Genomic DNA, 15,328 nt, shown 5'->3' with positions numbered 1-15,328 from the left:
ACCCGCCCTGAGCTGGGAGAAGACCGTCCACCGGCTGTGGAGAGAAGAAAGTTTCCCCGACATGCCGTGTAAGGCCCATAATGGATGAATGCCCATTACCTCCAGAGACCGGGAGATCCTGCGGCTGGCCGTGCCCGCGTTCGGCGCGCTGGTCGCCGAGCCGCTGTTCCTGCTGGCCGACTACGCCATTGTGGGACACGGCCTGGGCACCACGGCGGTGGGCGCGCTGGGCGTGGCGGGCGCGGTCCTCGCCACGCTGGTCAACCTGTGCGTCTTCCTCGCCTACGGCACCACGGCCGCCGTGGCCCGGCAGTCGGGCGCCGGCAACCACGAGCGGGCCATGCGCAGCGGCGTGGACGGCATCTGGCTGGCGCTGGGCATCGGCGTCGCGCTGATCGCCGTGTGCTGGCCGCTCGCACCGGCCATCGTGGAGGTGTTCGGTGCGGCGCAGGAGCAGAGCGCGGAGGCGGTGACGTACCTGCGGATCAGCCTGCTCGGCGCGCCCGGGATGCTGGTCGTGCTGGCGGGCACGGGCGTGCTGCGCGGCCTGCAGGACACGGCCACGCCGCTGGTGGTGGCCGTGGGCTCGTTCGCGCTCAACGCGGCGCTCAACGCGTGGTTCGTGCTGGGCCTGGAGTGGGGCATCGCCGGGTCGGCCTGGGGCACCGTGCTCGCGCAGACGCTCGGCGCGGCCGTCTATCTCGTCGTGGTGGTCAGGGGCGCGCTGCGGCTGAGGACGGCGCTGACGCCTCGGCTCGAAGGGCTCAAGCAGGCGGGCACGGTCGGGTTCGCCCTGCTCGTCCGTACGGCATGCCTGCGAGCCGCGCTGCTCGTGGCCACCATGATCGCCACCAGGATGGGCCAAGCCGAGCTGGCCGCGTTCGCCATCGCCACCCAGGTGTGGACGCTGCTCGCCTTCGCCCTCGACGCCATCGCCATCGCCGGGCAGGCCATCACGGGGCGCTCGCTCGGCGCGGGCGACGTGGCCGCCACCAGGGCCGCGACCAGGCGCATGGTCCAGTGGGGCACCTGGTCGGGCATCGTGCTCGGCGTGCTCGTCATCGCGGCGCGGCCGCTGCTGCCCGGGCTGTTCGACGCCGACCCCGCGGTCACCACGCTGCTGCTGGCCGTGTTGTGGCCGGTCGCGTTGTTCCAGCCGGTATGCGGGGTGGTGTTCGTGCTGGACGGCGTGCTGATCGGCGCGGGCGACCAGCGTTACCTCGCGTGGGCGGGGGTGTGGACGACGCTGGCCTACCTGCCTGCCGCCCTCCTCGCCACCGGTTTCGGCGTGGTCGCTCTGTGGTGCGCGCTCGGGGTGTGGATGTTCGCCCGCCTGGTCGCCCTGGTACGCCGAGCCGCCGGCACTGCCTGGCTGGTGACCGGGGCGTGACCTGCCCGTGCTTGCCGTTGTCCACGTGGTGAGACATGGTGGGCGGGGTCCCCGAGGGGTGTTCCGTGTCCACGATTCTGCGACGACTGCCTCCTTCTGAGGCGACCGGGCTGCGCACAGGCGCCCGGCACAGCCTGGCCGAGGTCTACCGCCCGGCCGACCTCGTGGTGCTCGGCTTCGGGGTGATGATCGGCGCGGGCATCTTCAGCATCGCCGGCCAGCAGGCCGCCACCACGGCGGGTCCGGGCGTGATCCTCTCGTTCATGATCGCCGGCATCGCGTGCCTGCTCGCCTGCCTGTGCTACGCCGAACTGGCGTCCACGATGCCGGCCTCCGGCAGCGCCTACACCTTCACGTACGTCATCTTCGGCGAGGTCTGGGCGTGGATCATCGGCTGGGCGCTGATCCTGGAGCTGCAGTTCGCCGCGGCCGTGGTGGCCAGGGCGTGGGCGGCGATCGCGGTCGGAGCCGTCACCGCCTTCGGCGTGCGCGTGCCCAACGCGGAGCTCGTGGGCGACGTGCTGGTGCTCGTGATCCTGCTGCTGCTCACCGGCGTCGTCGCGCTCGGCGCGCGGATCGGGCTGCGGGCACTGTGGATCATGGTGTCGGCAAAGCTGCTCGCCGTCGGCGCTGTCATCGTCGTGGGCCTGACCCAGGTCGACGTGGCGAACATCGGCGAGTTCCACGTGCCGCCCAAGACGCTGCCGACCCCGCCCGCCACCGTGCTGGAGATCGTGGTCGGGCAGAGCCAGGCGTTCGGCTGGTTCGGCATCTTCGCGGCGGCCTCGGCCATCGCGTTCGCGTACATCGGGTTCGACGTGCTCGCCACCGCGGCCGAGGAGACCGTGAACGCCTCCAGGGCCGTGCCCAAGGGCATGATCCGCAGCCTGGTGCTCACCACGGTCATCTACCTCGCGGTCGCCCTGGTCATGGTGGGCATGGTCTCGTACACGCGGATCTCGGTGGAGGCGCCGCTGTCCAGCGCGTTCCGTGCGGCGGGCGTCGACTGGATGGTGCACGTCATCGACGTGGGGGCGGTGCTCGGCCTGACGACCGTGATCCTGGTGCTGATCGTGGGGCAGACCCGGGTGCTGTTCTCGATGGCCCGCGACGGGCTGATCCCCCGAGGCCTGGCCTCCGTCAGCCGCCGCTACCACACGCCCACCAGGGTGACGCTGGTGATCGGATTCGTGGCGATCATGCTGGCCGAGTTCGTGCCGGTGCTCACTATGCAGGAACTCGTGGTGATCGGCGCGCTGTTCGCGTTCCTGTTCGTCGCGGCGGGGGTCATCGTGATGCGGCGGCGCATGCCTGACCTGGAGCGCGGGTTCCAGGTGCCGCTCTCGCCGCTGCTGCCCGCGCTCTCGCTGGTGGCCACCCTCTGGCTCATGGTCAACCTGCGGGTGCTGACCTGGGCGTGGTTCGTCCTGTGGATGGCCTTCGGCCTGCTGGTCTACCTCGTGTACGGCCGCCGCCACAGCCTGCTGGCCCGGCCCCGCGACCCGATCGAGCCGCCACGCGGGCGGCACCGGCGCTGACTCAGAACCGGCCCGACTCGAGCACGCTGCGCAGGAACTCCCGGGTACGCGCGTTCTCCGGCTCGGTGAAGATCTTATCGGCCGGCCCCTTCTCCAGCAGCACGCCCCCGTCGAGGAAGCACACCGTGTCCGAGATGTCGCGGCAGAAGCCCATCTCGTGCGTGGTGAGGATCATCGTCATGCCCGACTCCTTGAGCTCCCTGATGATGCCCAGCACCTCGATCACCAGCTCGGGGTCGAGCGCCGAGGTGACCTCGTCGAGCAGCATCAGCCGCGGCTGGGTGGCCAGCGCCCTGATGATGGCCACCCGCTGCTGCTGGCCGCCGGAGAGCTGGTCGGGGTAGGCCCGCGCCTTGTCCGCCAGCCCGAACCTGACCAGCAGGTCGTGCGCCTGCTCCTCCGCCTCGCCCCTGGTCACCCGGTGCACCTGCCGGGGCGCCAGCGTGACGTTGTCCAGCACGGTCATGTGCGGGAACAGGTTGAACGCCTGGAACACGATGCCCAGCCGCTTGCGCACGTCGTCGACGTTCACGCGGGGATCGGTGATCTCCTCGCCGTCGAGGTGGATCGTGCCGTCGTCCACGGTCTCCAGCAGGTTGACGCAGCGCAGCAACGTGGACTTGCCCGAGCCCGACGCGCCGATCAGGCTCACCACCTCGTGCGGCTGCACGTCCAGGTCGATGCCGCGCAGCACGCCGTGCCCGCCGAAGAACTTCCACACCCCGTCGATCGAAAGCACGCTCATGCGCCACGCCTCCTGCGCGTACGGGCGGCCAGATGGTCGGTGAACCTGGCCATCGGGATGGTGAGCAGGATGAACAGCAGCGCGGCTGCCAGGTAGGGCGTGTAGTTGAACGTGCTGGCCGCGTGGATCTGCGCCTGCCTGAGAGCCTCCAGCGGTCCGATGGTGGCCACCAGCGCCGTGTCCTTCTGCAGCGACACGAAGTCGTTCAGCAGCGGCGGCACCACCCTTCGGGTGGCCTGCGGCAGCACCACGAACCGCATGGTCTTGCCGTGGCTCAGCCCGAGCGAGCGGGCCGCGGCCACCTGGCTGGGATGGATCGACTCGATGCCGGAGCGGAACACCTCGGCCACGTACGCGCCGTAGGAGAGGGTCAGCGCGATGATGCCCAGCGTGGCCAGGTCGGTGGGAATGCCCTGCAGGTTGAGGGCGGGCAGCCCGAACCCCACCAGATAGATCACCAGGATCGTCGGCACGCCGCGGAAGATGTCGGTGTAGAGCGTGGCCAGCGCCCGGATCGGGAAGAACGCGGGCGTCCTGATGCCCCTGGCCAGCGCCACCAGCAGCCCCACGACCAGGATCAGCGGCTCCGCGATCAGGAAGATCCTGATGTTGAGCAGGAACCCGCTCAGCACGTCGGGCAGCGCCTCGCGGAACTGGCCGAAGTCGAAGAACGTCTCCTCCACCCGCGGCCATCCCGGCGAGCTCATGACGATCCACGCGACCAGGACGACGAAGACGACCGTCGAAGCCGTCGCGATGGAGGCCGTGCGGCGGCCCCGCGACCTGCGGATCCGCTCGCGCTCGGCCTGCCGCTCCGACTTGACCCACTCGCTCACCGAGGGATCACTTCAGCTCGGGCGCGCCCGCCGCCGAGCCGAGCCACTGCTGCTCGATCCTGGCCAGCTCGCCCTTCGACTTCAGCGCGTCCACCGCCCTGTCCACGCAGGACTTGAGCGCGCTGCCCTTCTCCATGACCAGCCCGAACTCCTCCGGCGTGCCGCCCGTCGAGCTGAACTGGCCCACGATCTTGGAGTTCTCCACCTGCGCGGCCGTCACGTAGAACGCCGTCGGCAGGTCGACGACGATCGCGTCGACCTGCTTGTTCTTCAGCGCGTTCACGGCGTCGACCTGCTCGTTGTAGACGTTGGGGTCATCGCTGGGCTGGATGACGCTCTTGACCGCCTCCAGCGAGGTCGTCCCCACCTGCACGCCGATCTTCGCGTCCTTCAGCTCGGCCAGGCTCTTCGCCCCCGCCACCTTGCCCCCGTCGACCGCCACGACGGCCTGCTTGACCGTGTAGTAGCCGTTGCTGAAGTCGACCGCCTTGGCCCGGTCAGGCGTGATCGAGACCTGGTTGATGTCGAAGTCGAACTGCTTCTTCCCCGGGGCGTACGCCGAGTCGAACTTGACCGTGCTCCACTGCACCTCGGTGCGGTCGAAGCCGAGCTCACCCGCCACGGCGAACGCCACCGCGCTCTCGAAACCCTGCCCGTTGCTCGGGTCGTCGTCCTTGAACCACGGCTCGTAGGCCGGCTTGTCGGTGCCGACGGTCAGCTTGCCAGGGGTGACGAGCTGGAGCTGCTCCTTGGCACACGCGGTGGACCCGGTCGGGGCCGCCGTGGTGGCCGTGTCGTCAACAGGTGCGCAACCAACGACCGCCACCGCGAGCGCGAGCAGCATCAAGGGACGGGCCATGGCCGAGCCTCCAGGGGGAACGTGCGAAAGAACGACGGCATTGTACGCTGCCCGAATAGGGAATATCGCCCACGGGTGCCCCTTTACCACGGCAATCGGTCCACGTGGGCTCGCGTAACGGTGGCCGGCCGGTGAAGGGTCAGCGGCCGTTTCCTGGAGGGCCCTCAGCCGAAATACGGCGGGTGGCGGGCCATGGCAGCGCGTAACAGACGAAAGAACTCGTACGGCGGGCGGACACGGCTGCGCGTAACAGACGAAGACAGAGCTCCCTACGGCGGGGGCCCGCCGTGAAAGAAAGAAGGCCCCCGCACGAAGCGGGGGCCTTCGAGCAGGTCAGCCTGCGACGACCTCGACGTCGATCGAAGCGGACACCTCGGGGTGCAGCTTGACGGTGACCTTGTGGGAGCCGACGCTCTTGATCGCGTTGACGATCTCGATGCGGCGGCGGTCGACGATCGGGCCGCCGGCGGCCTTGACGGCCTCGGCGATGTCGCCCGTGGTGATCGAGCCGAACAGGCGGCCGGACTCGCCGGCGCGGGTGGCCAGGCGCACGCGCAGGGCGCCGAGCTGGCCGGCGACCTCCTTGGCGGTGCCGAGGTCGCGGATCTCGCGAGCGTCGCGGGCCTTCCTGATGGTGTCGATCTGCTTCTCGGCGCCGCGCGTCCAGCGCATGGCGTAGCCACGCGGGATGAGGTAGTTACGGCCGTAGCCGTCCTTCACCTCGACGACGTCGCCAGGGGTGCCGAGGCCGGAGACCTCGTTGGTGAGGATGAGCTTCATGTCGACATGCCTCCTTAGCGCGCCGTGCTCGTGTAAGGCAGCAGGGCCACCTCACGGGCGTTCTTGATCGCGGTCGCCACGTCGCGCTGGTGCTGGGTGCAGTTGCCCGTCACCCGGCGGGCACGGATCTTGCCGCGGTCGGAGATGAACTTCCGCAGCAGCGCCGTGTCCTTGTAGTCGACGTAGGAGATCTTGTCATGGCAGAACAGGCAAACCTTCTTCTTGGGCTTGCGCAGTGCCGGCTTGGCCATCGTGGTGCTCCTCTCAGAGCCCCGCACCAGGGCGGGAATGGACAGTCATCCGCTTGCGCGGATCTTGGGTGTTAGAAAGGCGGTTCGTCGCTGAAGTCGTTGCCGCCGCCGCCGAAGCCGCCGCCCTGCTGGCCGCCTCCGCCGCCGAAGCCACCACCGCCGCCGCCCTGGGGCGGGGCGGGTGTGGCGGAGGCCCACGGGTCGTCGGCCGGGCCGCCGCCGAAGCCGCCGCCACCACCCTGGCGGGAGGTGCGGTTGACCTTGGCGGTGGCGTTACGCAGGGACGGGCCGACCTCGTCGACCTCGACCTCGTAGACCGTGCGCTTCTCGCCTTCCTTGGTCTCGTAGGACCGCTGCTTGAGCCGCCCCTGCACGATGACCCGCATGCCGCGCTGGAGGCTCTCGGCGGCGTTCTCCGCCGCCTGCCGCCACACGTTGCAGGTCAGGAAGAGGCTTTCGCCGTCTTTCCACTCGTTGGTCTGGCGATCCATATACCGCGGAGTGGATGCGATGCGGAATCGAGCCACCGCTTGCCCCGTGGGGGTGAAGCGCAGCTCCGGGTCGTCGACAAGGTTGCCGACAAGGGTGATTACGGTGTCGCCTGCTGCCATGGCTAGCGCTCGCCTTCCTGCACGCCTTCGCTTGGGTTTCGGCTCAGACTACGGCCCCGGCCCGACAGAATGCCGGGCAACGAGCTTGCTCAGTGCACGTCGGGACGCAGGACCTTGGTACGGAGGATGCCCTCGTTGAGGTTCATCTGCCGGTCGAGCTCCTTGACCGTCGCGGGCTCCGCGGACAGGTCGATGACGGCGTAGATGCCTTCGGACTTCTTGTCGATGTCGTAGGCGAGACGGCGACGGCCCCAGACGTCGACCTTCTCCACGGTGCCGCCGTCGTTGCGGACCACGGTGAGGAACTGGTCGAGGGACGGCGCGACGGTGCGCTCATCGAGCGAAGGGTCCAGAATGACCATTACTTCGTAACGACGCATGCGGGACTCCAACCTCCTCTGGACTCTTGCGGTCACGACACTCTGCCGTGACAGGAGGACGCTGACGTCTATGCCCTGGCGCCCCTTTCGGCGCCCGGGGGTGATGGGTCATCCATCACAACGCAGCGTGCCCAAGGTTACCAGCCTCGACAAGGTGGGAAAGCCTTTAGGAAACCGAGGGGGTGGTGGTTGTGCCACATGTGCTTCAGCCCTCCGAACAGGAGCGGTTCCGTCTCACGCTCAACACCGACGGACGTTCGCACCCGCTGGAGAACACGCTGGCCGTCGTCACGCTGGCCTGTGGCGTGGTGGCGTTCGTCGCGACGTTCTGGGACTCCGCGCACATGATCGCGTCCTGGTTCGGCACGCTGGGGTTCGGCGTCGGTCTCTACTCTCAGTACATCTCGGAAACCACGCCGCAGCGCACGCTGAACGTCGTCGGGCTCGTGGGGGCGTTCGTGGGTGCCGCGCTCGGCATCGCCCACGGCGGTTTCCTTCCCCACCCGTGAGCCCTTCGCAAGAGCAACGGCCCCGGCGTCCGCGCCTGGGGCCGTTATTTATATGGACTTATCCGCTGATGTGCAGATCTATCCCGAGCAGCACCAGGAACCAGAGGAAGACGGAGAGCAGCGCCTCGGCGAGATCCTTGAGAAGTCCTGGAGTGATGTAGTCGTAGACCCATGCGACGTATATGCCGATGACCACGTAGATCAAGATGATCAGCGCTCGTAAGCGCCAGCGGCTCATGGTTTCTCCTCGGATAGGGGGTGCCAGGCGACTTCCCCGGCGCGCCCCGGCCAAACGGATAAGCTCGGTTACATGGTGCGCATCGGAGCTCACGTCGACCAGGACGACCCTGCCGCTCACGCCGAGGAGGTGGGGGCCGAGGTGGTGCAGTTCTTCCTCGGCGACCCCCAGGGCTACAAGAAGCCCGTGCTGCCCACCAAGCCGGTCGAGGGCGTCGACATCTACATTCACGCCCCCTACCTCGTCAACGTGGCCACCACCAACAACCGCATCAGGATCCCGAGCCGCAAGCTGCTGCAGCAGCACCTCACGACGGCCGCGGGGATCGGCGCCAAGGGCCTGATCGTGCACGGCGGCCACGTCGGCAAGGACGACGACCCCCAGGTCGGGTTCGACAACTGGCGCAAGGTGTTCGAGCGCATGGAGTGCCCCATCCCCGTGCTGATCGAGAACACCGCGGGCGGCGGCAACGCGATGGCGCGCAAGCTTGAGCGCATCGCCCGGTTGTGGGACGCGCTCGACGGGTTCGACGTGGGCTTCTGCCTCGACACCTGCCACGCCCACGCGGGCGGCGAAGAGCTGGTCGACCTGGTCGACCGGGTCAAGGCCATCACCGGCCGGATCGACCTGGTCCACTGCAACGACTCCCGCGACGCCTTCGATTCCGGCGCCGACCGCCACGCCAACCTGGGCCAGGGAAAGATCGACCCCGAGCTGATCCTGGCGGTCTGCCGGGCGGCCGCGGCCCCCGTGGTGGTGGAGACGCCGGCCGAGGGCCAGGCCGACGACATCGCCTTCCTGAGGAAGAACCTCTAGGGAAAACACACAGCCTGTGGATAACTTCCCTGGATTACCGAGGAAAGAAAGGGGGTAGAAAGATCAGCCCGCCCACGCGCCGTCGAGGAACCGGGCGGCGTTGACCAGCATGAGCGGCCCCGAGATCAGGGCATAGGCGGCCAGCATCCACGCCTTCCTGGTCATGACCTTGGCGACCAGCACCCACACCGGAAACCACAGCAGCAGCGAGCGCGGGATCGACAGATAGTACGCCGACGTCATCAGCGCCGCCGCCTGCGCCCCCGTGTAGACCAGCTCGCTCCACCGGCGCAGTACGAGCAGCCAGACCAGCGCCGCCACGGCCACCACGGCCCCCACGATCTCCATCCTGAAGGCCACCGCGAAGTCGTCGGCGCCCATGGCGGAGTGCCAGGTCGTCTGCCACGCCTCCCACGGCCACACGAAGTCGCGCCCCCACCCGGCCTCCTGCGCGTGCTTCCAGGCCAGCCAGTCACCCGTCCTGCTGTAGTGGTAGGACGAGTACGCCACCAGCGGGACGAAGGGCACCACCAGCCACCCGGCCCGGCGCGGCGCCTCCTTCTTCGTGACGAACTCCACGACGAGGGCGACCGCGAGGAACAACCCGGTGACCCGCACGCAGGAGGCGCCCGCGGCCAGCAGCGCCGCCGCAGGCCAGCGTCCCTGCCTGGCGGCCAGCCACGCGGGGATGGCGAAGGCCAGGAAGAGCGACTCGCTGTAGCCCGCGGCCAGGAACACCGCCATCGGGAAGAGCAGCAGCGCCAGCACCGCCATCCAGCCGGAGGCGCCCTCGAACTCGGTCAGCCGGGCCAGCGCCATCATGGCGACCGCCCCGGCGGCCAGCGAGACCAGCAGCCCGGCCGCCGCCCAGTCGGGGACGACCAGGTACACCATGCGCAGCGCCGCGGGCAGCCCGGGGAAGAACGCGGGCAGCCCTTCGTCCACCGGCTTGCCCGGCTCGCCGTCGTAGCCGTACTGGGCGATCGTGATGAACAGCGTGGCATCCCACTTACGCCACTTGTCCAGATATTCGCCCAGCGTCACGCCGAGCACGGTCGCCAGCAGCAGCCCCGCCCGCGAGCCGCACCAGAGCAGCAGTGCGTCCCGGCCGGACGAGCGCGTGATCATCGGGCGATGGACGCCAAGGTGAAGCGGTCACGCGCGTCGGCGAACACGCCGCCCGCCTGGTCGTCGAGCCCGGCCTGCCGCACCACGTCCTTGTCGGGGCGCAGGATGTCGCGCACCACGAACGCCATCATGATGCCGATCGTGATGACCCGCCCCCAGACGGCGGTGAAGTACGTGTCGTCGCCGATGCCCAGGTCGTCCCTGCTGAGCGGCGGCTGCGCGAGCAGGTAGAGCCAGATGGCGACGAAATACCACACCTCGGCGAGCTGCCACAACGCCAGCGGCTTCCAGTTGGGCCTGGCCAGCACGGCGAACGGCACCAGCCAGAGCACGAACTGCGGCGACCACACCTTGTTCGTCATCATGAACGCGGCCAGCGCCAGGAAGCAGATCTGCGCCAGCCTCGGCCGGCGCGGCGCGGCCAGCGTGAGCACGGCGATGCCGAAGCACAGGATGGCCAGCGACGCCATGCCGAGCGTGCTGACGTCGGCCTCGCCCAGGACCGGCCAGCCCTTGTTCTGGAAGAACAACCACGGCGAGCCCCAGTCGACGCCGCGTTCCTGGGAGAAGACGTAGAACCGGCGCCAGCCGTCCCACGCGAGGACCATGAAGGGCAGGTTGACCGCGAGCCACGCGCCGACGGTCGCGCCCATGGTGACCAGGAACGGCCGCCATCGCCCCGTGCGCCAGGTGAGCAGGAACAACGCGCCCACGAACATCAGCGGATAGAACTTCGTGGCGATCGCCAGCCCGAGCAGCACCCCGGCCAGCACCTGCCGCTTGCGTGCCCAGGCCAGCAGCATGCCCATGGACAGCGCGCCCGCGATGAGGTCCCAGTTGATGTACGCGGCCAGCACCACGGCGGGCGCGACGGCGTACCAGAGCGGGTCCCACCGCCGGGTGGGCCCGGCCACCGCGGCCATCAGCAGCACGCCGGCCACGAGGGAGACGCCGAGCAGGATGACCGTCAGGTCGTAGAACCTGACCGCCTGCGCGACCTGGTCGGGCTCCAGCCACCGGGCGATCCAGCTGAACGCCTGCATGACCTCACCCAGGACCACCGGGTATTCGACCTGCTTGTCGAACGGCACATCGGCGAAGTAGGGGTTCTGGGTGGCCAGCTGCCTGTCGAAATAGAGCGGGTAGATGTCGGTGTAACAGAAATTCGTGTACGTCGAGATCTGGTCGTTCCAGCCGCCGGTGCGGCACGGCAGCCGCACGACGTACGCGAGAGACGCCCCCAGGGCCGCGAACAGCCCCAGGGGAAGGTACGGGATGGTGCGCGCCACCATGGGCGGGCGCACCTCCGTGCTCGTCATTGGCCCTCGAGCCTGCCGTTGACCGGCCCCGGGCCTCCGGCTCTCGTGTCGGGCCCGGTGTCGCCCCCCGCGACGTTAGGGTCGTCGATCTCGGGGAACCCGTCGTCGGCCGGCGGCGGATCGTCGATGGTGGGCTCGTCGCCGGTGTCGCCGTCGCAGCCGATGAGGCAGTCGGGATCGTCGCCGGTCTCGTCGTCGAAGGGGTTCTCACCGTCGTCGAACGGGTTGTCCGGCGTCTTCGTCGGCGTGGGCGTCGGGCTCGGCACGATGTTCTCCGGCGTGCCGATCTCGGCCTTCTCGGGGAACTCCTCGACCGGCTTGCCCTCGTGCGCGGCCAGCATGAACCGCTGCCAGGCGATCGTGGGGGGACCTGCGCCCTCGAAGCCCAGGGACACTTCGTACGGTCTGGTGTACGGGTTGTTGAGGTCGTATTTCTTGCTCGCCTTGCCCTTGGGCGTGATGGGGCAGTTGGAGTGGAGCGGCGGGACGACCTTGCCGCTCTTCGTCCTGCACTCCTCGCGGTAGAACCCGACGGCGGTGGAGATCTGCGGCGTGTAGCCGACGAACCAGGCGCCGTTCTCGTCGTTGTTGGTGCCCGTCTTGCCGGCGGCCGGCCTGTTGCCCAGGCCCTTGCCCCGCGCGGTGCCGCTGCGCAGCACCTCCGCCATGGCGACGGTGGAGTCGGCGGCCACCCCGGGGTCGATGACCGACTTGGTGAGCTGCTGCTCGGGGTAGGCGACCTGGTTGTTCTGCTCGACCTTCTGCACGACGTGGTAGCGGGTGTATTTCCCGGCGTTGGCGAAGATGGAGTAGCCGGCGGCCTGCTCGACCGGCGTCACCGGGGCGCTGCCGATGGCGAACTGGTAGTGGTGCTCCTCGATGTCGGCTGCCATGGACTTCTCGTTGAAACCGGCCGCCACGACGAGGTTCTTCACGTCGTCGAGCTGGTTGGGCAGCGCGTAGGCCATGGAGACGAAGGCGGTGTTGACCGACTGGGCGGTCGCCTTGACCACGTCGACCGCCCTGCCGACGTTGTGGCTGTTGGTGATGCCGCCCTTCTGCTGCCCCGGCAGCTCCTTCGGCACGGTCTCGTTGCCCGGCACGTAGCTCTTGAGCGAATAGCCGGCCTGCAGCCAGGCTGCCAGCACGTACGGCTTGAACGCCGACGCGGCCTGCTTCTTCGACTCGAAGGCCTCGTTCCACGGGTCGCTGACGTAGTTGTCGCCGCCGTAGAAGGCGACGACGCGGCCGTTCTTCGGGTTGACGGCCGCCAGGCCGCCGTGGAACTCCTTCGACATGCCCTGCATCGTGGTCTTCATCGCCTGCCGGGCGGCCTTCATCAGTTTCCTGTCGAAGGTGGAGGTGATCTTGTAGCCGCGGCTCTCCACCTCGTCGCGGGTCAGGCCGCGGGACTCCAGCTCGTCGAGCACCTGCTTCACCATGTAACCCCTGTCACCGCCCAGGGAGTTGCTGGTGTTGGCCTTCCTCGTCTTGGGGAACTGCGCGGTGTTCGGGAGCTGGCCGTACTTCTCGGGCCAGAGCTCGGCCATCCTCTTGATGACCTGGTTGAAGCGATATTTCAACCCCGGCGCGTCGGGTTCCCAGGCCGGCTGCTGGATCCGCGCGGCGAGGTAGGCGCCCTGCACGGGAGACAACTTCGCGGCGGTCATCTTCTTGCCGAAGTACGCCCGCGCGGCGGCCTGGACGCCGTACGCGCGGCCGAAGTTTACGGTGTTGAGGTAGTTGCGCAGGATCTCGTCCTTGGTCAGCGTGTCGTCGAGCTTGACCGCGACGAAGATCTCCTTGATCTTCCGTTCGATGGACACTTCCTGGCTGAGGCCGTCGTAGTAACCGCGGGCCATCTGCTGGGTGATGGTCGAGGCGCCCTGCAGCTGCTGCCCGGTCGCGGTCATCCACACCGAGCGCGCCATGCCGGAGAAGGAGATGCCGGAGTCCTCGTAGAACGTGTCGTTCTCGATGGCGATCGCGGCGTCCTTGACGCTGTCGGCCATCTCGTTGATCTCGACGCTCTCGCGCGGCATGCCCAGCCTGGCGATCTCGGTCTTGCCGTCGTTGTAGTAGATGGTGCTCTGCTGCGCGGTCGCCTCGGACTGCACGGTCGTCGGCACCGGCGTGTTGGCGTACGCCACCATGATCATGCCGAACATGCCGGCCGCGAGCACCACGACGCCGGCCACGACGATCTTCCAGCTCGGCACGAACCTGCGCCAGCCGCCCCGGCCGCCGCCGCCCTTCTTGACGGGCGGTCCTGGGGGCTCGGGCGGCCCGCCCTGCCCCCTTCTGCGCCGCCGCGGCGCGTCACTGACGATGGTCTCTTGGTTACGGAGCGTGCGCGACTCCTCGCGGGAGCGGGAGCGCGGCGGCTGGTCGCCGCGCTCGCCCGCCGGGTCGCCGCGTCTGGGAGGCTCGTCGTACGGCTGTGCGGCCATGGCCCCGGTCTGCTCGTACGCCGCCTCAGGACGTCGAGTCGCCGGCGCCTCGCCCCAGCCGGGTCCGCCGGTTTGGCGAGAGGAACCTTGGGGCACAGAACGGGATGAGCTGGAGCGACGGCGCCTCCCTTGGCGTGCCGTCCCCTCATTCATGCTGTTACTCACACGTCCTCGCAACGTCGTCGGAACTGAAACGGCGGTAGGGCGTGAGGCTCCTCGCCGCCCTCGGTCTTCACGCTTGGCCGACGAGGTCAGGCGGTCCGTTCCCGAGTACGTACGAAACCGTCAAGTGGTTCCAGGAACAACCTTGGCAGACCTCGACAACGTACACCCGGAACTCATCGTAATCATGAGCCATGGCGATGAGCTCTGATGTGACTTTTGCCTGGCCGGCATGGCGCCCGAGGCACTCACCGTAGACATAAGTCACATTGGTGACGTTCTCCCTTTCGCAGACCGGGCAGAGACGTTCGGTCGGCTCGCCGAAGTGGCGTGCCGCGCGAAGGAGGTAGGGCTGTGCGTCACAGACGTCTCCGCGCGAAGCTCGCCCGGAACGCAGGGAGCGGACTGCCGCTCTCTTCGCGAGACCGTAATCCACCACCCTTCGCTGTGACCACATGAGCGCCAGACTACGGCGTTTTGCGTGTCCATCCCAACGACTCCACGGATTCGTAGATTGCGGCGATATAGCGCCTCGACGTATCCTCAAGATGTATCGGCTCGATACATCGACACGAGAGGGGGGCGGTTCCCATGGCCAGCGGACAGGGCAGAGTCTTGGAACTGGCCGTGCTCGGGTCGCTGCACGAGACGCCGCTACACGGCTACGAGCTGCGCAAACGGCTCAACGCCCTGCTGGGAATGTTCCGTGCGTTCTCCTACGGGTCGCTGTACCCCTGTCTCCGATCACTTTTGGCTCAGGGCCTCATCGCAGAGGAGCAGCCCGCTCCCGCGACGATCGTCGGCGGCCGGTCGAAGATCGTCTACAAACTGACCGCCGAGGGCAAGGAACGCCTGCAGGACATGCTCACCCAGGCAGGTCCTTCCGCATGGGAGGACGAGAGCTTCGGTGTGCATTTCGCTTTCTTCCGGCACACCGAGGCCGAAGTCCGTCTGCGCATCCTCGAAGGCCGCCGCAGCCGGCTGGAGGAGCGGCTCGACGCGGTGCGCACGGCGCTGGCGCGCACCAGGGAACGTCTCGACAGCTACACGCTCGAGCTGCAACGTCACGGGCTCGAGTCGGTGGAGCGCGAGGTGCGCTGGCTCAACGAGCTGATCGCAACGGAGCGCCGGGCCTCGGAAGAGCCCGGAAGAGACACCACGTCAACTGATGAGTAAGGGAGCGAGTGCGATGGGTTCGGTTCGCGTGGCCATTGTCGGTGTCGGCAACTGCGCGTCGTCGCTGGTCCAGGGCGTTCACTACTACAAGGACGCCGACCCGGACGTACGGGTCCCGGGCCTGATGCACGTGAAGTTCG

17 protein-coding genes and 1 pseudogene are annotated in these 15,328 nt (G+C 68.3%); 6 read left to right on the top strand and 12 right to left on the bottom strand.

The features are described 5' to 3' along the window. Positions 1-88 precede the first annotated feature (88 nt). A complete protein-coding gene (locus E1292_RS21900) occupies positions 89-1,390 on the top strand; it encodes an MATE family efflux transporter (protein ID WP_132597090.1) in 1,302 nt (433 codons plus the stop codon). A gap of 65 nt (positions 1,391-1,455) precedes the next feature. After that, on the top strand, positions 1,456-2,928 hold the full coding sequence (locus tag E1292_RS21895) for an APC family permease (RefSeq protein ID WP_246090258.1): 1,473 nt from the start codon (positions 1,456-1,458) through the stop codon (positions 2,926-2,928). A 1-nt stretch (position 2,929) separates the two neighbouring features. Here E1292_RS21895 and E1292_RS21890 read toward each other — a convergent pair whose 3' ends face one another. The 7 genes from E1292_RS21890 to rpsF all read right to left on the bottom strand — a co-directional run bounded on the left by E1292_RS21890 (position 2,930) and on the right by rpsF (position 7,390). Beyond that, positions 2,930-3,673, bottom strand: coding sequence for an amino acid ABC transporter ATP-binding protein (locus E1292_RS21890; protein WP_132597089.1), 744 nt, complete (start codon positions 3,671-3,673; stop codon positions 2,930-2,932). Beyond that, on the bottom strand, positions 3,670-4,509 hold the full coding sequence (locus E1292_RS21885; RefSeq protein WP_132597088.1) for an amino acid ABC transporter permease: 840 nt from the start codon (positions 4,507-4,509) through the stop codon (positions 3,670-3,672). Before E1292_RS21885 ends, E1292_RS21890 begins: the two co-directional genes overlap by 4 nt. A 7-nt stretch (positions 4,510-4,516) precedes the next feature. Continuing rightward, a complete protein-coding gene (locus tag E1292_RS21880) occupies positions 4,517-5,368 on the bottom strand; it encodes an ABC transporter substrate-binding protein (protein ID WP_132597087.1) in 852 nt (283 codons plus the stop codon). A 333-nt stretch (positions 5,369-5,701) separates the two neighbouring features. Further along, positions 5,702-6,148: a 50S ribosomal protein L9 gene (rplI, locus tag E1292_RS21875; protein ID WP_132597086.1), complete on the bottom strand. Its 447-nt coding sequence runs from the start codon at positions 6,146-6,148 to the stop codon at positions 5,702-5,704. Positions 6,149-6,162: 14 nt separating this feature from the next. Continuing rightward, entirely contained in the window at positions 6,163-6,399 is a 237-nt protein-coding gene (rpsR, locus tag E1292_RS21870) for a 30S ribosomal protein S18 (protein WP_020543048.1), read from the bottom strand. Between the two features lie 71 nt (positions 6,400-6,470). Continuing rightward, entirely contained in the window at positions 6,471-7,010 is a 540-nt protein-coding gene (locus E1292_RS21865) for a single-stranded DNA-binding protein (protein ID WP_132597085.1), read from the bottom strand. Positions 7,011-7,099: 89 nt separating this feature from the next. Continuing rightward, complete coding sequence (rpsF, locus tag E1292_RS21860) at positions 7,100-7,390, bottom strand: 30S ribosomal protein S6 (protein WP_026214314.1); 291 nt, start codon at positions 7,388-7,390, stop codon at positions 7,100-7,102. A gap of 191 nt (positions 7,391-7,581) precedes the next feature. On the opposite strand from rpsF, the gene E1292_RS21855 reads away from it, so the two are divergent. Next, positions 7,582-7,899 (top strand): hypothetical protein, encoded by a 318-nt coding sequence (locus E1292_RS21855; RefSeq protein ID WP_246090257.1) that lies wholly within the window; start codon positions 7,582-7,584, stop codon positions 7,897-7,899. Positions 7,900-7,957: 58 nt separating this feature from the next. Here E1292_RS21855 and E1292_RS21850 read toward each other — a convergent pair whose 3' ends face one another. After that, a complete protein-coding gene (locus E1292_RS21850) occupies positions 7,958-8,137 on the bottom strand; it encodes a hypothetical protein (RefSeq protein WP_132597084.1) in 180 nt (59 codons plus the stop codon). Positions 8,138-8,209: 72 nt separating this feature from the next. Here E1292_RS21850 and E1292_RS21845 point away from each other — a divergent pair, with 72 nt between their 5' ends. Next, on the top strand, positions 8,210-8,953 hold the full coding sequence (locus tag E1292_RS21845; protein ID WP_181958274.1) for a deoxyribonuclease IV: 744 nt from the start codon (positions 8,210-8,212) through the stop codon (positions 8,951-8,953). Between the two features lie 63 nt (positions 8,954-9,016). Here E1292_RS21845 and E1292_RS21840 read toward each other — a convergent pair whose 3' ends face one another. The 4 genes from E1292_RS21840 to E1292_RS21825 all read right to left on the bottom strand — a co-directional run bounded on the left by E1292_RS21840 (position 9,017) and on the right by E1292_RS21825 (position 14,469). Next, a complete protein-coding gene (locus E1292_RS21840; protein WP_132597083.1) occupies positions 9,017-10,081 on the bottom strand; it encodes a mannosyltransferase family protein in 1,065 nt (354 codons plus the stop codon). After that, the gene (locus E1292_RS21835; RefSeq protein WP_132597082.1) at positions 10,078-11,400 is read right to left on the bottom strand and encodes a glycosyltransferase family 87 protein; all 1,323 of its coding nucleotides are present in this window, start codon (positions 11,398-11,400) and stop codon (positions 10,078-10,080) included. Before E1292_RS21835 ends, E1292_RS21840 begins: the two co-directional genes overlap by 4 nt. After that, complete coding sequence (locus E1292_RS21830; protein ID WP_132597081.1) at positions 11,397-13,850, bottom strand: transglycosylase domain-containing protein; 2,454 nt, start codon at positions 13,848-13,850, stop codon at positions 11,397-11,399. Before E1292_RS21830 ends, E1292_RS21835 begins: the two co-directional genes overlap by 4 nt. Before the next feature lie 232 nt (positions 13,851-14,082). Continuing rightward, positions 14,083-14,469, bottom strand: a complete 387-nt coding sequence (locus E1292_RS21825) for a DUF5318 family protein (protein WP_132597080.1) — start codon at positions 14,467-14,469, stop codon at positions 14,083-14,085. A 134-nt stretch (positions 14,470-14,603) separates the two neighbouring features. Here E1292_RS21825 and E1292_RS21820 point away from each other — a divergent pair, with 134 nt between their 5' ends. After that, positions 14,604-15,188, top strand: coding sequence for a PadR family transcriptional regulator (locus tag E1292_RS21820; RefSeq protein ID WP_132512827.1), 585 nt, complete (start codon positions 14,604-14,606; stop codon positions 15,186-15,188). A 13-nt stretch (positions 15,189-15,201) separates the two neighbouring features. Further along, positions 15,202-15,328 (top strand): annotated as a pseudogene (locus tag E1292_RS53935) (inositol-3-phosphate synthase); the annotation flags it as partial.

This window comes from Nonomuraea deserti (assembly GCF_004348685.1).
Classification (GTDB): domain Bacteria; phylum Actinomycetota; class Actinomycetes; order Streptosporangiales; family Streptosporangiaceae; genus Nonomuraea; species Nonomuraea deserti.
This window is presented reverse-complemented; position numbering and strand designations above follow the sequence as displayed.

Bases quoted from the DNA above. Each gene is read 5' to 3' on its own strand.
- E1292_RS21900 (WP_132597090.1), top strand. From the start codon at position 89: ATGCCCATTACCTCCAGAGACCGGGAGATCCTGCGGCTGGCCGTGCCC.
- E1292_RS21890 (WP_132597089.1), bottom strand. From the start codon at position 3,673: ATGAGCGTGCTTTCGATCGACGGGGTGTGGAAGTTCTTCGGCGGGCAC.
- E1292_RS21880 (WP_132597087.1), bottom strand. From the start codon at position 5,368: ATGGCCCGTCCCTTGATGCTGCTCGCGCTCGCGGTGGCGGTCGTTGGT.
- rplI (WP_132597086.1), bottom strand. From the start codon at position 6,148: ATGAAGCTCATCCTCACCAACGAGGTCTCCGGCCTCGGCACCCCTGGC.
- rpsR (WP_020543048.1), bottom strand. From the start codon at position 6,399: ATGGCCAAGCCGGCACTGCGCAAGCCCAAGAAGAAGGTTTGCCTGTTC.
- E1292_RS21865 (WP_132597085.1), bottom strand. From the start codon at position 7,010: ATGGCAGCAGGCGACACCGTAATCACCCTTGTCGGCAACCTTGTCGAC.
- rpsF (WP_026214314.1), bottom strand. From the start codon at position 7,390: ATGCGTCGTTACGAAGTAATGGTCATTCTGGACCCTTCGCTCGATGAG.
- E1292_RS21850 (WP_132597084.1), bottom strand. From the start codon at position 8,137: ATGAGCCGCTGGCGCTTACGAGCGCTGATCATCTTGATCTACGTGGTC.
- E1292_RS21845 (WP_181958274.1), top strand. From the start codon at position 8,210: ATGGTGCGCATCGGAGCTCACGTCGACCAGGACGACCCTGCCGCTCAC.
- E1292_RS21840 (WP_132597083.1), bottom strand. From the start codon at position 10,081: ATGATCACGCGCTCGTCCGGCCGGGACGCACTGCTGCTCTGGTGCGGC.
- E1292_RS21835 (WP_132597082.1), bottom strand. From the start codon at position 11,400: ATGACGAGCACGGAGGTGCGCCCGCCCATGGTGGCGCGCACCATCCCG.
- E1292_RS21830 (WP_132597081.1), bottom strand. From the start codon at position 13,850: ATGGCCGCACAGCCGTACGACGAGCCTCCCAGACGCGGCGACCCGGCG.
- E1292_RS21825 (WP_132597080.1), bottom strand. From the start codon at position 14,469: ATGTGGTCACAGCGAAGGGTGGTGGATTACGGTCTCGCGAAGAGAGCG.
- E1292_RS21820 (WP_132512827.1), top strand. From the start codon at position 14,604: ATGGCCAGCGGACAGGGCAGAGTCTTGGAACTGGCCGTGCTCGGGTCG.